This is a genomic window from Cytobacillus sp. FSL K6-0265 (genome assembly GCF_038003465.1).
Classification (GTDB): Bacteria; Bacillota; Bacilli; order Bacillales; family Cytobacillaceae; genus Cytobacillus; species Cytobacillus stercorigallinarum.
In genome coordinates this window covers 2022321-2038676 of the sequence record NZ_JBBOPE010000001.1, presented here as the reverse complement: position 1 = coordinate 2038676, position 16356 = coordinate 2022321, and the positions used below count along the sequence as shown (strand labels likewise).

Sequence of the window (16356 nt, the reverse complement as noted above, 5' to 3'; positions counted from 1 at the left end):
GAGCATCTGAGAACTGTCTCCCAAATGCTCTTTTAAATTCGTTCTTATAATGCCGTTTTTGCACCTAAATATTTCGGTTTCCAATAACTTGAAGACATATCAGCAATTGTTACACCTGTACTTGTTCCAGCATGAATAAATTGATTGTTACCTAAATAAATACCGGCATGTGATGGTCCTTTTTTATACGTTTCAAAGAAGACAATATCACCCGGTTGTGGAGATGAAACAGATGTAATCGCTTGCCAAATTGTCTCCACTGTTCGTGGAATGGAAACGCCTATTTGATTAAAAACATATTTTAAAAATCCACTACAGTCAAACCCAGAAGATGGTGAATTTCCTCCCCATGTATAAGGAACCCCGATATGTTTTTTTGCTTCTGTCATTAATGTATTTACCTGTGACTGTTGGTTGGTGCTCGTTTGATTCCCACCTGCCGAAGAGTTAGATGAGCTCACTTTTAATACCTGCCCTGGACTAATCACATCCGTTGTTAAGTTATTTATGTTTTTTAATTGCGCTACTGATAACTGATGTTTTGAGGCAATTAACCAGAGGCTATCACCGGATTTCACTGTATAAGTTGATTGGTTTGTACTAGGGGTTGTTGGCGCTCCCCCTGCACTCCCTTTTAGCTTTAATTTCTGACCTGGATATATCCTATCGGAACTCAGACCATTGAAGTTTTTTAAATCAATGACAGAGATGCCATATTGCTGTGCGATTTTCCAAAGTGAATCCCCACTTTTGACAGTATAGGTACTTGTTTGATCTGATCCATTCACCTTCAGCTTTTGACCAACAACAATTGTAGAACTCGTTAGCTGATTCCACTCCATTAATTGATTGATGGAAAGGTTATATGTATTTGACAATTTCCATAATGTATCACCTGATTGTACTGTATGTGTTTGCGCTGCTCCAACTTCTGCATATGTTGCCGCAAAAAGAGTAGTAGCCGCTGCTATTGACACGAGTTGTTTTTTCATCACTTGTACACTCCTAATCTATCATTTCTCATTCATGATAGTGGGCATACGATAAAAAACAAACCGTGTAAAACATGGTTTATATGTAAAATAAATGCAATTTAAAAGAAAATACATACTAAACTTCCAATAGCATCCACAACAAACGGTTCTTTCTCACTAAAACAAAATGTAACACAAAAGAAAATAGTTTCATTTTGTTTGACTATTTTGTGACACCTATAACGAAAATGGGACGATTTAATCAACTAATTGTTTTCTTTTTTTTAGAGGGTCTTTCCTCCTACTCTTAAATGGGAGATACATAAGTACAAATAACAATAAAGCTACACCCTCAAGAACAAGAATGTAATAAGGATATGGGCCAAAAAAATCGAGCACAGAACCCGTCGCTGGTTTGTGGGAAAGAAACATATAATTTCCACCAGTAACATAGTTAATAACAGCCGCTACACTTGCAAATATATTAAGTGAAATAAACGCAGTTACAACCCCTTTACTTGTTGGAGAGAACTTAAAGCTGAATATATAAAGTAAAGCTGTCCATACGATGATTATATGGATCAAGAAAAATTGGAAATAACGAAAATGAGGGTATCCAAAAAACAGTTCTGGTGTCAAAATAGCCATCGTCGCTCCCGCAATACCAATATAATAAGTTAATTGAAAGAGCAAACGTTTTTGTAAAATAAGTAATAGCATACAAAGGAGTACGCTAATCGAACATAAGTGAAGAGGCAAAGCAAATGATACATCCCACTCTCCACCTATCCATAACCAATAGTGATAACTTCCTTCTAAAAAGAGCAAGAGCAATAAGAAGATTACTCGCATTATCGTTTTATGTCCGGCTAACCTATGTCTCACGAAATATAAGAAGAAGCAACCAAATAAAAAAAGCGCCACCATCACAAGGTGTGAAGTGGAAAATATCTCAAAGGAGTAGCTGCTATTGTTTTGCTCAAATAGTTGCATAACATTCCTCCAATATATGTATCTAATTGCCCTTATTGTCCTATCTCATAAATAGGAGCAAAATCAAACAATCACAATGATAAGGAAAAGAACAAACTCATGCCATGTTCTTTTCCTTTAAAATAAGCTTATTGTTAGGTTGTGTTAATAATCACTAACTTTAACAAGCTGTTTACCTAAATTATCTCCCTTAAATAAGCCAATAAATGCATGAGGAGCTTTTTCTAAACCTTCGACAATATTTTCCCGGTATTGAAGCTTGCCTGAATTAACCCATTCTCCAAGTTGCTTCAATCCCTCTTCGTGATTATCTGCATAATCTCCAACAATGAATCCCTTCATTAATGCACTTTTTTGTACTAATAATCCTTGTATTCTCGGCCCATACACTACTTCTGTCGCATTATAGGAGGAGATTTGTCCACAAAGGATAATCCTTGCTTTGTAATTAATTCTTTTCATTACTTCATCGGAAATTTCGCCACCTACATTATCAAAGTAAATATCGACGCCATCGGGTGTATATTGTTTAACTTTATCCTTTATATTATCCGTTTTATAGTTGATAACCTCATCAAAATGTAGGTCTTCTTTTAAATATTGGCATTTTTCTTCCGTTCCAGCGATTCCAATCACTTTACAGCCTTTTAATTTAGCTATTTGCCCAACCGTAGATCCAACGGCACCTGCTGCGCCTGAGACAACAACCGTCTCTCCCTCTTTAGGATTTCCTATATCTAGTAATCCAAAATAAGCTGTTAATCCCGGCATTCCAACAATACCTAATGCTGTTGATATAGGAGCTATAGAAGGGTCTAATTTACGTATTTGATGACTTTTAGCCACATTATAGTCAGACCAGCCCAGCCGTCCTTCCACAAAGTCACCTACTTTATAATTACCATCCTTTGATTCAATTACTTGACCTACAATTCCACCGGATAACACTTCATTTAATGCAAATGGCTCAATATATGATTTTCGCCCACTCATTCTACCTCTCATATATGGATCAACAGAAAGGTAGATGGTTTGTATTAATACCTCGCCTGCATGTAAACGTGGAATCTCTTCTTTTTCTACTAATTTAAAATTTTGATCACTGGGCATTCCAGTTGGTCTTTCGACTAAAAGAATACTTCGATTATTCATTTTATCCCTCCATTATATACTTTCTACTTCTCTATACCCTTATCAATTAAGGTAAAACAAAAGATAGGACGTCTGTGAATCTTCCTCACTCACAGACGTCCTGTTTTTACTCTAAATCTACTTCTTCAAACTCACCGTCTTTAATTACACCCATTCTGATAAAGTTTTCGATTGCCCCATTTTCTTCAATTTGTTTCAAATCATATACTTTTTTATCATCTGGTAAATTAGTTAATCCATCTCCAATATGTGCCCGTATAAGCTTAGCATCATCAACAGATCCCGCTGCTTTCATTGCTTCTACAAATACATACATGGCTAAATAGTGATACCCTGCTTCAGAACCTGGATCCTTGTCATGCTTTTCACGATACTTATCTATAAAAGCTTTTGTTCCAGAATATTCTGTATATATAAGCGGAACAACACCTATTGCTCCTTCTAATACATCATATGAACCTGTCACATTTTTCATTTCATCCAATTTCGCTTGGTCCATCACAATAAAGCCGCCGTCATATCCAAGCTGTCTTGCCTGTGATACGATTTTAGCAGTAGGTTCTGAAGGTCCACCAATGAAGAGGACATCTGGCTCTTCTTTTAATGCATTCGTTAAGAGAGTAAAAAAGTCAGTATCTTTTGAGTAATCAACTGAAGCTTTATGCACCACTTCTCCTCCCGCACTTTCCCAATATGGAATAATCGCTTCAGCCCAATCTTTTCCATATTGCGTAACAGGTGGAATCGCTGCTAATTTTTTTCCGAAATTATCCATCGCATAATCGGAGAATGGCTCAATATAACCTTCATAACTCGGCGGGATTCTAACAGTTAATGTATTTCCACGCTCTACAATATCTGGTTCACTCGAATAGGCTGATACGATGAAATTATCCACTTCATTAAAAACTTGTAATGCTGAGATGCCACCGCTATGTGGCGAGAATATAATCGGTGTTTGGTTTTCTTGAACTAACCGTTTTCCATTCGATGCTGTTTCATTTGGTAAATATTTATCATCCAAGGCAACAACATTCAGTTTGTATTTCTCACCATTTACTTCAAATCCTTCTTTATTAATATCCTCTACTGCCATCTTCAAACCATTTAAAGTGTTTTCACCGTAATAAGCAGCAGCACCACTTAACGGACCACTATAGCCAATATTGACGACTTTCTCACCATCGCCACCACTTGATTGTGCACAAGCTGAAAGAAAAAAGATAGTGAATACTACTAAAACACTTAACCATTTCCGCTTTTTCATAAAACTCTCCCCCTAAATGATTTTCACTTATGCACCAATATAAGCCTTTCTTACCTCTTGGTTTGATAAAAGCTCATCCGCAGTCCCCTGCAAAGCAATCTGGCCATTTTCAAACACATAACCTTTCTTCGCAATACTTAACGCTGCAAATGCATTTTGTTCTGCTAAAAGAATGGTTGTTCCTTCTTGATTAATATTTTTAATGCTCTCAAACATTTGTTCAACAATAAGTGGCGCTAGCCCAATAGAAGGTTCATCAAGTAACATTAACTTCGGTTTAGCCATATAAGCTCTACCGATTGCAAGCATTTGCTGTTGACCACCACTTAGTAAACCTGCTGCTTCATTTCTTTTCTCGTGAAGAATCGGGAAAAGCTCGAACACATCATGTAAGGATTGTTTCAACTGCGCTTTACGCTTACGATGAATATATCCTCCCATCATTAAATTTTGTTCTACGCTCATATAAGGAAACAATTTACGGTCTTCGGCACATTGGACAATCCCCATTTGTACAATCTTTTCAGGTGCCGTTTGATGAATAGGCTCATCGTTAAAAAGGATCTTGCCTGAAGATGCTTTTAATAAACCACTAATTGTTTTGAAAGTGGTGCTTTTCCCTGCTCCATTTGCCCCTAGTAAAACAACAATCTCGCCTTGCGCAACATCAATTCCAATATCTTTAATACTTAAATATTTTCCATATTTAGCAGAAACCCCATCTAATTTAAGCACTCACCGTCCCTCCTAAGTAGGCTTTGATGACCTCTTCATTTTTTTGAATCTCTGCTGGTGTTCCTTCTGCAATTTTTTCTCCATAGTTTAAAACCATAATATGATGGGCCAACCGCATAATCATCGGCATCTTATGTTCGATAAGACAAATCGTTAAGCCCTTATCCGACATTTTTTGGATTAAATTTGCCATTTCATCTGTTTCATCAGGATTGACCCCAGCTGTTGGTTCATCGAGAAAAACGATCTCAGGATCAGTAGCAAGTGCTAATGCGAAAGCAACACGTTTCTTCTCTTCTTGAGAAATATTTGTTACTAGTTGATCACTTACATGTGATAAGCCAACGAAATCTAATGATTCCTCCGCTTTGGCGATACATTGTTGTTCTTCTTCTTTCAGCCTTTTCGTCCGAAAGATACTATCAAACAGATTAGATTTCGTTCGCAAGCGATGGCCAACGATTACATTGTCTTTCACCGTCGACATTTCAAATAAGTGTGTACTTTGAAATGTCCTTGCCACACCTAGCTTTGCTATCACATTCGCCGGTTGCCTAGTAATCTCCTGATTTTTATAGATAATCGTTCCTTCGGTCGGTTCGTGCACGCCTGTAATCAAGTTAAAGAATGTACTTTTTCCCGCACCATTAGGGCCAATGATCGCGTTTATTTTTCCTTGTTGTACCGAATAATCCACTGACTTCACTGCTACATTCCCACCAAAACGCTTCGTTAAGCCTTTAACCTCCAGCATTTGTCTCCTCCTCCCTATTTTTGTAAGCAAGAGATTCCTGTTTTTTCCGTTTTCTTTGATACAATTGCATTTGAATAAACCCTACAATACCTCTTGGAGAGAAGATGATGAGTAATGTCAGTAATGGGCCGAATATGAGCATACGATAATCTTGTAAGAATTGTAGATTTTGCGAGATGATCACAATAAGAAATGTTCCTACAATCGGACCAGCAAATGTACCTATTCCACCAACAATCATATAAGTAAGCAAATCAAAGGTAATCGTTGTATAAGCTATTTCTGGACCGATGAAACGGATAAAACCTGCATACATCGCTCCTGCCAAACCAGCAAAAAAAGTTGAAAGGACAAAGGCAAGAAGTTTATTACGCTTAGTTGAAATACCAAGTGATAACGCTAAATCTTCACTATTACGAATGGCGACAAACGTTCTCCCAGTAAGGGAATGCACGATACGATAAATAACAGCCACAACGAGGAGAAAAATGATAAACGCTAAATAATATTGTGCTGTTGGTGATTGAAAAGAAATTGGACCAATTGCCTCTGGCAACGGGATACCAATTAAACCTCTTACGCCACCAGTTAGACCTTCCCACTTATCAATCACAAGGTAAATAATATAGCCTACACAAAGAGTATATATAGCAAAGAAGTGTTCTTTCGTTCTTAAAGCAAACAGCCCGATGATTAAACCGATGAACATTGTTACCAATGGAGCTAACAAAAAACTTAACCAAAAACCCATCTCAAGTTTAACGGTAAGGATGCCGATTACATACGCCCCAATTGCAAAGAAACCACCATGCGCTAAAGATAAGTAACCTGTATAACCCGCAAGTAAATTCAAGCCATAAACCGCGATTGTCCAAATAAAAGCCAAAGTCATAATATGAAGATAATAAAGATTCGGGATGATGAAAGGGAAAACGATTCCGAGTACGATGAGCAAAGATATGATGACCTTCTTGTTTGTTAGAATGTTCATTCTATACGCCTCCTTTTGAGAAAATTCCTTGAGGCTTGATCGATAGAATGAGAATCAATAATACAAAAGCAATGATGTCTTTATAATCTGCAGAAAGATAGGTTGCACCTAAACTTTCCGTGAACCCTAGAATATATCCACCTAATATGGCTCCTGGAATACTGCCCATTCCACCGATTATGATAATAACAAAAGCTTTTAGGATCACCAGATGTCCCATTCCAGGAAAGACGAGGTTAATTGGTGACGTGAGTGAAGCACCAATTGCTGCAAGAGCACCAGCAATAAAAAAAGTGAGGATCGCTACTTTATGTGTGTTGATACCTACTAATTGCGCTCCTTCTCTATTTTGAGCCATTGCAATGATTGTGCTACCCGTAAATGTTTTCTTCAAGAACCAGTAAAGCAAAATCATTACTGCAATTGCTGCGAATACAATGAGTATTCTTTGCAATGTCAGTGTAAGACCAAACACTTCTACCACCTGCCCAAAAGGTGTTGACATTTGGCGATAATCCGCTCCCCATATAAACTGTGCTAATGCCTCAAGAAAAAGTAAAATACCGATGGCAGCCACTTTATCTTGAATAGGAGGAGAGTGCCTTAAAGGATAGAAAACGAGTCTCTCCATTAAGACGCTTAAAAGTCCGACGACACAAATGGAAACAACCATTGCGAGAATATAGTGTAAACCTGCTTCAGTCATCATAATTAAGGTGATATATCCACCTACCATGTACAGAGCACCGTGAGCGAAATTTGGAATATGGAGAATGCCGTACACTAAAGTGAGCCCCAAAGCTACAAGAGCATAGACACTCCCAATTGTTAATCCATTAAACAATTGTTGCAATAAAAGTTCCATCATTTTCCCCCTTTTTCACGTCAGTAGAAGATTAGACTTTTTGTTGATTCACTTTCGCTTCCTCTTCTTCTTTCAATTTACGCCATAATATTTTCCCGCTCGATGTCATCGGGAAAGACTCTCTAAACTCAACTACTTTCGGAACTTTATAAGCAGCCATATGCTCTTTAGCCCATTGAAGAATCTCTTCAGCAGATGTCTTGCCTTTACTGTCTTCATTCAATATTACGAAGGCTTTTGCTGATTCTCCCCGTCTCGGATCAGGAATCCCCACGACACAAGCCTGTTGAATCGCAGAGTGACGATAGAGAATTGACTCCACCTCTGTCGGCCAAATTTTATAACCGGAAGAATTAATCATTCTTTTTACACGATCAACAATAAAGAAATAACCTTCTTCATCCACTTTTCCTAAATCACCTGTTCTAAAAAATTGTTTTCCTTCCATAGTAATAAAAGCGCTTTCATTTTCTTCTGGACGATTATAGTAACCTTTCATTACTTGGTGACCATGAATGATGATTTCACCAACCTCATTGATTCCCAATTCTTCATTTGTAATAGGGTCTATGATTCTAGCATCCACATCGAAGAAGGGAATGCCTAAACATTGCATTTTTGGATGATCTGTTGGATTCGAATGGGTTTGTGCAATTGTTTCGGTCAAGCCATATCCTTCTAAAAAAGTTAATCCAGTTAATTTCTCTAATTTCTGACCAACTGCTTCCGGCAAAGTAGCGCCACCACCGGAAATGCCAATAAGTGAAGCTATACGATCAGCTGTTAATTTTGGATTAGAAATAAAATCAATTAACATTGTACTAATAGCGGTCCAATTACTGCACTGCTTTCTCTCAATAAGTTGTAATGCCGTATCTTTATTCCATCTAGTCATAATGACCATAGTACTTCCAGCATAAATTGGCACATGCATACTTTGCACCATTCCTGTCACATGGAAAAATGGCAAGGAAGACAAAATGACATTGCTACTTGAAATCCTCCCCCATAAAGCACCCCCAACCGTATTGGCTTGAACAGAATAATTCGTATGCATACAGCCTTTTGGTACACCGGTTGTTCCTGAAGTGTAAGGGAGGACGATTAAATCATCCTGTTTGCTCGTATAATATGGAACGATTTCTCTCATCTTTAAAGCGTCATCCCATTGGTAATGCTCTTGCTCTTCTGTCCACTCTTTTCGTGGTTCTTCAACTACATCTGGTCTATTTATGTTATCTTGTGGGTCAATATAATCTGAGTAGGAGGCAATGAGTAGATGTTTCAAAGAAGTCTGTTCAATAAGTGGTTTCACAATAGGTTGTAATTCTTGACCAATAACTGCCGTTTCAATTTGACAATCATTAATATAAAAAGCTAACTCACTCGTAACAAGCATGGGATTAATCGGAACGACGACAGCGCCTATTCTCATAATGCTATAGAAACTAATGACAAACTGGGGAGAATTCTGCATAAAGAGCAGGACTTTGTCTCCTTGTTTCACCTGTAATTCCGTTTGCAGATAACTAGATACACGCTTCACTTCATCTAATAATTGCTTAAAACTTATTTCATTCCCATAATAATGGATAGCCTCTCGCGATGGATATTGAAGTGCTGAGAATTCTAAGTTTTGGTAAACTGAAGTTTCCGGAACAATCAGTTGTTTAGGAAGCTTGGGCCAGTGATCAAAATGTCTTGTTTGCATTAATTTAATCTCCTCCTTAACTTTTCAGAATAGCTCATAGAGGTTTTATATTAATTTAGGAACGATTGAAGTCAGGCTGTCTTTTTTCTTTAAAAGCAGTAATTCCTTCATGATGATCCTCTGTTGTTACCATCGTACCTTGTGTAATCCTTTCTTGTTCTAATACTTGTTCTAATGTTAACTGATAAGATTGGTTAGTAAGTTTTTTAATAAATCCATACGCAATATTTGGACCAGCACTTAATTTTTCTGCATATTGTTTTACTTCATCCTCAAAGTGACCTTTTTTGTAAATATGGTTAACAATGCCATATTCGTATGCTTTTTCAACTGTTAATGGCTCTGCGCTGAAGAATAATTCCTTCGCCCGTTGCAATCCAACTAATCGAGGAAGAAAATAAGAGCCGCCACCATCCGAAATTAAGCCTACTTTAGAAAAACTTAAAATAAATATAGTTTCTTCTTCTGCTAAGATTAAATCACATGCTAATGCTAGATTAAACCCAGCTCCTGCCGCATATCCATGTACGGCTGCAATGATTGGTTTCTCTACAGATTGTATTAAAAGAATAAGCTCATTCAAGTTACCAATATGTTCATAAGTAGCTAGAGGCGATCTTGAACCCATTCTTTTCACATCTCCTCCAGAACTGAAAGCTCTTCCTGCTCCCTTCAATACAATAACACGAATATCTTTATCCGCCTTCGCTTGTTGTAGTGCTGATTTTAATCCTTGAATCAGCTCAGGACTAAATGAATTTAATGCCTCAGGACGATTTAACGTTAATTCCATTACACCATTCTCAATTTTCATTAGTAAATGACTCATTGTTTTCGATGTCATATCTTCACCTCATTTTTTTATTAAACGCTGATAACACCTTCATTAGTTACAATAGGGGCAACAGCAAAAATATCTTTTTGAGCTGCGAACACTACTTCCGTCTGCATACCGTGATTTGCAATCATTTTACCTACACGTGAAGCCATTAATAATTCTGTTCCTTTTTCTTTTGCACCCAAATAAAACTGATGCGCACATAGTGCTGTATCTGACATTTCCCAAATCTTATGACTACTAGTTATTAAACAATCGATGTAATAACCGACTCCATAAAAGTCCTCGACATTGAATGCACCTGAAGATCCTGAACAGACAAGGACAACCGTCTCATCATGATGTTCGCTACAAACTGCCTTTGCCGAATGTTTGGCATTTAAGAGGGATGCTATATACACTTTTTTCGCTTTAAGAGCCTGTTTGATGGCCACAGTTCCATTGGTGGTTGTTAAGATAATATCCTTGCCTCCAACAGTTTTAGATAACGTTTCTGGATGGGGTGATTCAAAACCATCTATCGTCAGGCCGTTATATTCCCCCACTAACACATATGTTCCTTTCTCGCGAATGCTTGCTTCATATAATGCATCCTCTTGATTCGCAACTGGTATGACCGACTTTGCCCCGTGTTGAATTGCTGTTGTTATAACCGATGTGGCCATCAAAATATCAAAAACAACGACCACTTTCTCCCCATTTAATTTCTCTTTATCGATTTCTTCTTTTTTCATGATTACATGAAGTTTCACCATATCAATAACCTCACAATTTTCTCCTCGATGTCTTTACAGCATGTTGTATTAAGTTATTTACATATAAGTTTAGTTTAGAAAAACGTTCGTCTTTTGTTTGTCCACGCTTCCAGCGATAATAAATTTGCTGACATATAACGGCAAGTTTGAAGTAAGCAAATGTTAAATAATAATGAATCTGACTGACATCGGTCCCACTTTTTAAAGCATATGCTTGAATAAACTCTTCCCTTGTGAAAAAGCCAGGCTTTGTCGTCACCGACTCATCTCCTAGACCTCTCTTCAATAGATCGGAATCATTTTTTTCATGCCAGTAACTTAAGGCAACACCTAGATCCGCTAACGGGTCACCAACAGTTGACATTTCCCAATCAAACACACCGATTAATCTTGTTAACTGTTGATTGAACATACTGTTATTTAATTTGAAATCATAATGGATGATCGTTGTTTTTTCGGTATGTGGGAGATGTGACTCTAACCAATTTGTAAGTTCATCTATCTCAATAATTTCATCTGTTTTACTACGATGGTATCGACTTATCCAACCATCTACTTGCCTTTGCATGAATCCAGCTGGTCTCGTCATATCTTTTAATTTAGTCTTCTGATAATTAATATCGTGTAATTGCACAAGGGTGTTTACCATCAGTTGTGATATCCTTTGACCGACATCATAAGCACTGTCACCATCTGGAATAATGAGGGAATCGTCAATCACTACCCCTTTTTTTCTTTCCATAATAAAGAACGGTGCACCTAAAAGTTCTTTATCACTATATATAAAAGGCTTCGGTGCTTGGTTGAAAAAAGGGTGGATCTCCTGAAGTACTTTAAACTCTCTTTCCATATCATGCGCTTTAGGTGCTACGGGTCCCATAGGTGGTCTTCTTAATACAGCCTCCCAGTTACCAACCTTTAATTGATAGGTTAAATTTGATTTACCTGCACTAAATTGAGAGATTTCTAATGGTTTGTTAGGTATTTCTTCCATGTTCGCCTTTAAATATTGTTCTAAGCGATGAACATCAAGCCCTTCACCTTCTCGAATGGGAATTGTATCAGAAGTCATGAACACCCTCCTCTGTTTTACTTGGTGATGCTAGAGGCTGATATTTTTTTAAGTTTTCCCTTAAATGTTCCGGAATCAAAATAGAATGATCATCTATGAAGTTATAACATACAGTGACACAACTTGCTTTAGCCACCAATTTACCATCCATCTTCCTTGTTAATAAATGCTGTAATTCAAAGCTTTTACGGCCAATATTGCTAACCTCAGTTGTCACAACTAGTTCCTCACCGGCAAATGCGGGGGCAACATAATCACAATGAATCGAAGCCAAAATCATGCTACTTTGTCTATTTCTATTAGGTAGGATCTCATAAAATAATTTTGTTCTTGCCTCTTCAAAATAAAGAAAATAACTCGTATTATTGACATGACCAACAGCATCGGTTTCACTAAAGCGTACATACACCTCTATTTGATGTTTTATATACATCATCAAATCCCCTCTTTAACAGGCACTTCTTCAATACCTTTTAATATAATTTCTGTATAAAACCGTGCTAATTCCTTATCCGTTAGCTCACCATCTGTTCGAAACCAATAATAGCTATAATTCGTCATTCCTAAAAATCCGAAGGCAAGAATATCTGTACGAATATGATTACTAAATTCTTTTGTCTTTTTACCTGCATCAATAATTTTTTCAAAATTTAAACGATATTCTTTTCGCTTTAATTTAATTTGTTTGACATGATCTTCATGTAAATGTCTTAACTCCCGGTGCACAATACGTGCTTCTTTACCCTGAGTGTCAATCTTACTTAAGGTTAAATAAATGTTCTCGTAAAGCTTTTCTTTATTACTTAATGTTTGATTTTGTAAGATTTCTTCTTGTTCTTGTAATAAGCCTTCGATGTATTCTAAATGGATATCCCTTAATACTTCCTGCTTACTGTTGAAATAGTAATAAAAAGTACCTTTCGTCACATCGAGTTGATCAACAATATCTTGAATTGTCGTTTCCTTAAAGCCTTTATCATCAAACAAATCGATGCTTTTCTTTAAGATTTGATTTTTCACTAAAAGCCCTCCTGACTATGCCTATTCTTAGACTAGTTCTCTTTCAATGAGAAGGGCAATCCCTTGACCTCCACCAATGCAAGCAGTAATTAAAGCGGAATGACTTAGTGACCGCTGCAATTCATATACTGCTTTCGTTACAAGTATGGCACCTGTTGCGCCTAATGGATGACCATGAGCAATCGCTCCGCCATTCACATTCAACTTTTCCGGGTTGAATGATAACTCCCTGTCACAAGCAATGACTTGCGCGGCAAATGCTTCATTCAATTCAATTAAATCGATATCTTCAAGTGTTTTGCCAGTTTTCTTTAATAGTTTTCTAACAGCAGGTACAGGACCTATCCCCATAATATTAGGATCAACACCAGCAACGGCTGATTCTTTTATAACAGCTAATGGACGTAAACCGAGGGAATTCGCTTTTTCTCTCGACATGACAACAAGCGCCGAAGCAGCATCATTTAAGCCTGAACTGTTGCCAGCTGTTACACTGCCAACTTGCTTAAATGCAGGTTTAAGTTTTGCTAACCCCTCGATATTCGTTTGTGGTCTTGGGTGTTCATCCTCTTTAAAAGTAATCGGATCTCCTTTTCTAACAGGAATCTTTATCGGAACAATTTGTTCTTTAAAACGACCTTCAACCATCGCTTTAGCCATTCTAGCTTGACTACGATTGGCATATTCATCTTGCTCTTGACGAGAAATACCATATTTCTCTACTAAATTTTCTGCCGTTATCCCCATAGGTGGATCACCAACTTCATCAGGTGAAAGCCGTGATTTTCTAAATTGAGGGGGTCTTGGACTATACGGCTGATCAGCCCGATCCATCAAATAAGGTGCCCTCGACATACTTTCTACTCCACCGGCAATATATACATCTCCCTCACCCGCTTTAATCATAGCTGCAGCAAGTGCAACAGCGTTAATACCTGATCCGCATTGACGGTCTATCGTTAAACCAGGTAGATTAAGAGAAAGACCTGATTGAAGACTTGATAATCTAGCAATATTTCCGCCACCACTTAGCACATTACCAAAAATCACATCATCAATCTCTCCCACATTCACTTGCGCCCGCTCTACTGCTGCCTTAATGACTTCGCCACCAAATATATGAGCTGGAACGGAGGCAAGAGAACCTCCTTGCCTACCAATCGCTGTGCGTACAGCTGAAACGATTACAGCTTCTCTATTACCCATGTCATCCATCTCCTTCCCTTTACATTGCTGTTGTTCCACCGTCTACAGCAATTGTTTCACCCGTAATGAAATCAGACGCGCCACTTGCTAGAAATAGAGCCACTCCTTTTAAATCAGAATCCGAACCGAATTTCCTAAGTGGGGTCCTTTGCAAGAAGCGCTCGCTGTTTCTTTCAATAAGTACCTTTGACATTTTTGTTGGGAAAAACCCTGGTGCAATCGCATTGACATGAATGCCTCTCGGTCCCCATTTCACTGCCAAATCTTTTGTAAAAGAAATGACGCCACCTTTACTTGAGTTATATCCGATTGCATCCATTAACTCTGGATTTGACCCCTTCAGTCCAGCTACAGAAGCAATATTAATGATTTTTCCTTGTTTTTCAACGAGCATTGCTTTACCAACAGCTTGCGACATTAGAAATGTGCCTACAACATTTACGTTGACTACTTTTTGGAATGCTTCTAAGGGCATTTCTTCTACTGGAGCACCCCATGTTGCCCCACTATTATTGACGAGAATGTCGATCTTCCCAAAACGCTGAATCGTTTCATCGACGACTGTTTGCACATCTTCTGGGTTAGTAATATCACATTTAAAAGTCAGTACTTCAACACCAAGTTCTTTGAGACGATTGGCCACTTCATCACAATTCTCTTTTTTTCTGGAACATAATACGATGTTTGCGCCAGCTTCAGCAAACCCTTCGGCAATTTGTTCACCTAATCCTCTTCCGCCCCCTGTGACAATAGCTGTTTTTCCAGATAGATCGAACAGTTCTTTTACATGCATTATTTGACCCCCTGTGCTACTTTTTTATATTTTTTTAACTCCTGTCTTGCAATCGCTCTTTTATGCACTTCATCTGGACCATCTGCCAAGCGCAATGTTCGAATATTCGCCCAACTCGCAGCAAGCGGTGTATCTTGGCTTACGCCTTTTGCACCTAGTGCTTGAATGGCATGATCAATAATTTGAAGTGCCACATTAGGTGCGACTACCTTTATCATGGCAATCTCTGTTTTAGCAGCTTTATTTCCAACAGTGTCCATCATATAAGCAGCTTTCAATGTGAGTAAGCGTGATTGTTCGATATTTATTCTAGCTTCGGCAATCCATTCTTGAATAACACCTTGCTCGGCTAATGTTTTACCAAAGGCGATGCGCTCTTGGACACGCTCACAAAGAATGGATAATGCTCTTTCCGCTGCTCCAATCGTTCTCATACAATGATGAATGCGCCCTGGTCCTAATCTACCTTGTGCAATTTCGAAACCTCTCCCTTCACCTAGTAGCATATTACTAGCAGGGACTCTTACATTGTTATATTCAATTTCGGCATGACCATGAGGAGCATGATCGTAACCAAATACATTTAATGTGCGTTTGATTTTTACACCTGGGGTATCAAGTGGGACTAATATCATCGATTGTTGTTTATGTTTTTCGGCATTTGGATCGTTTTTACCCATGACAATAGCAATTTTACATCTAGGATCACCTGCGCCTGATGACCACCATTTTGTCCCATTAATGACATACTCATCACCATCACGAATAATGCTTGATTCGATATTGGTCGCATCAGATGAGGCCACATTCGGTTCAGTCATGGAGAAACAAGAGCGAATTTCACCGTTTAGTAATGGTTTTAGCCATTTTTCCTTTTGTTCATCCGTTCCATATCGTACTAATACTTCCATATTTCCTGTATCTGGTGCAGCACAGTTAAATACTTCAGGTCCGATAGATGACCGCCCCATTAACTCACATAATGGAGCGTATTCGATATTGCTTAAACCCGCACCATCTTTACTATCCGGTAAAAATAAGTTCCATAATCCTTCTTCTTTTGCTTTTGCTTTTAGTTCCTCCATAATGGTTGGATGGGTACTGAATCGATCCTCTTTACTTATTTGCTCCATGTAAGTTTTTTCATTTGGAAAAACATATTGGTCCATAAAATCACTTATTTTTTCTTGTAAACGCTTTACTTTATCCGAATATTCAAAATTCATTACA

Annotated in this window: 17 protein-coding genes; all 17 read right to left on the bottom strand. The window is 37.9% G+C overall.

Annotated elements, in window-relative coordinates; genetic code table 11:
- Positions 1–44: 44 nt before the first annotated feature.
- Entirely contained in the window at positions 45–992 is a 948-nt protein-coding gene (locus MHH73_RS10445; RefSeq protein WP_341066613.1) for a C40 family peptidase, read from the bottom strand.
- Between the two features lie 240 nt (positions 993–1232).
- Positions 1233–1967 (bottom strand): YwaF family protein, encoded by a 735-nt coding sequence (locus tag MHH73_RS10440; protein WP_341066611.1) that lies wholly within the window; start codon positions 1965–1967, stop codon positions 1233–1235.
- Between the two features lie 144 nt (positions 1968–2111).
- Positions 2112–3119, bottom strand: coding sequence for an NADP-dependent oxidoreductase (locus MHH73_RS10435; RefSeq protein ID WP_341066610.1), 1008 nt, complete (start codon positions 3117–3119; stop codon positions 2112–2114).
- A gap of 106 nt (positions 3120–3225) precedes the next feature.
- Entirely contained in the window at positions 3226–4386 is a 1161-nt protein-coding gene (locus MHH73_RS10430) for an ABC transporter substrate-binding protein (protein ID WP_191811910.1), read from the bottom strand.
- A 27-nt stretch (positions 4387–4413) separates the two neighbouring features.
- A complete protein-coding gene (locus MHH73_RS10425) occupies positions 4414–5121 on the bottom strand; it encodes an ABC transporter ATP-binding protein (protein WP_341066607.1) in 708 nt (235 codons plus the stop codon).
- Complete coding sequence (locus tag MHH73_RS10420) at positions 5114–5875, bottom strand: ABC transporter ATP-binding protein (protein ID WP_191811914.1); 762 nt, start codon at positions 5873–5875, stop codon at positions 5114–5116. Before MHH73_RS10420 ends, MHH73_RS10425 begins: the two co-directional genes overlap by 8 nt.
- Positions 5862–6866, bottom strand: a complete 1005-nt coding sequence (locus MHH73_RS10415; protein WP_191811916.1) for a branched-chain amino acid ABC transporter permease — start codon at positions 6864–6866, stop codon at positions 5862–5864. Before MHH73_RS10415 ends, MHH73_RS10420 begins: the two co-directional genes overlap by 14 nt.
- 1 nt (position 6867) lies before the next feature.
- Complete coding sequence (locus MHH73_RS10410; protein WP_191811918.1) at positions 6868–7731, bottom strand: branched-chain amino acid ABC transporter permease; 864 nt, start codon at positions 7729–7731, stop codon at positions 6868–6870.
- A gap of 31 nt (positions 7732–7762) precedes the next feature.
- Positions 7763–9442 carry a long-chain-fatty-acid--CoA ligase gene (locus tag MHH73_RS10405; RefSeq protein WP_191811920.1) on the bottom strand — a complete coding sequence of 560 codons (1680 nt, stop codon included), beginning with the start codon at positions 9440–9442 and terminating at the stop codon, positions 7763–7765.
- A gap of 55 nt (positions 9443–9497) precedes the next feature.
- Positions 9498–10286 (bottom strand): enoyl-CoA hydratase/isomerase family protein, encoded by a 789-nt coding sequence (locus MHH73_RS10400; protein WP_341066602.1) that lies wholly within the window; start codon positions 10284–10286, stop codon positions 9498–9500.
- Positions 10287–10306: 20 nt separating this feature from the next.
- Complete coding sequence (locus MHH73_RS10395; protein WP_341066598.1) at positions 10307–11035, bottom strand: 2-phosphosulfolactate phosphatase; 729 nt, start codon at positions 11033–11035, stop codon at positions 10307–10309.
- A gap of 10 nt (positions 11036–11045) precedes the next feature.
- Entirely contained in the window at positions 11046–12107 is a 1062-nt protein-coding gene (locus MHH73_RS10390) for a phosphotransferase family protein (RefSeq protein ID WP_341066595.1), read from the bottom strand.
- A complete protein-coding gene (locus MHH73_RS10385) occupies positions 12097–12540 on the bottom strand; it encodes an acyl-CoA thioesterase (protein ID WP_225230465.1) in 444 nt (147 codons plus the stop codon). The genes MHH73_RS10390 and MHH73_RS10385 overlap by 11 nt, the downstream gene beginning before the upstream one ends.
- Positions 12541–12542: 2 nt before the next feature.
- Positions 12543–13127 carry a TetR/AcrR family transcriptional regulator gene (locus tag MHH73_RS10380; RefSeq protein ID WP_191811927.1) on the bottom strand — a complete coding sequence of 195 codons (585 nt, stop codon included), beginning with the start codon at positions 13125–13127 and terminating at the stop codon, positions 12543–12545.
- A 27-nt stretch (positions 13128–13154) separates the two neighbouring features.
- Positions 13155–14333, bottom strand: coding sequence for a thiolase family protein (locus MHH73_RS10375; protein WP_341066589.1), 1179 nt, complete (start codon positions 14331–14333; stop codon positions 13155–13157).
- 19 nt (positions 14334–14352) lie between these two features.
- A complete protein-coding gene (locus MHH73_RS10370) occupies positions 14353–15126 on the bottom strand; it encodes an SDR family oxidoreductase (RefSeq protein WP_191811931.1) in 774 nt (257 codons plus the stop codon).
- Entirely contained in the window at positions 15126–16352 is a 1227-nt protein-coding gene (locus MHH73_RS10365; protein WP_341066585.1) for an acyl-CoA dehydrogenase, read from the bottom strand. Before MHH73_RS10365 ends, MHH73_RS10370 begins: the two co-directional genes overlap by 1 nt.
- Positions 16353–16356: the final 4 nt, after the last annotated feature.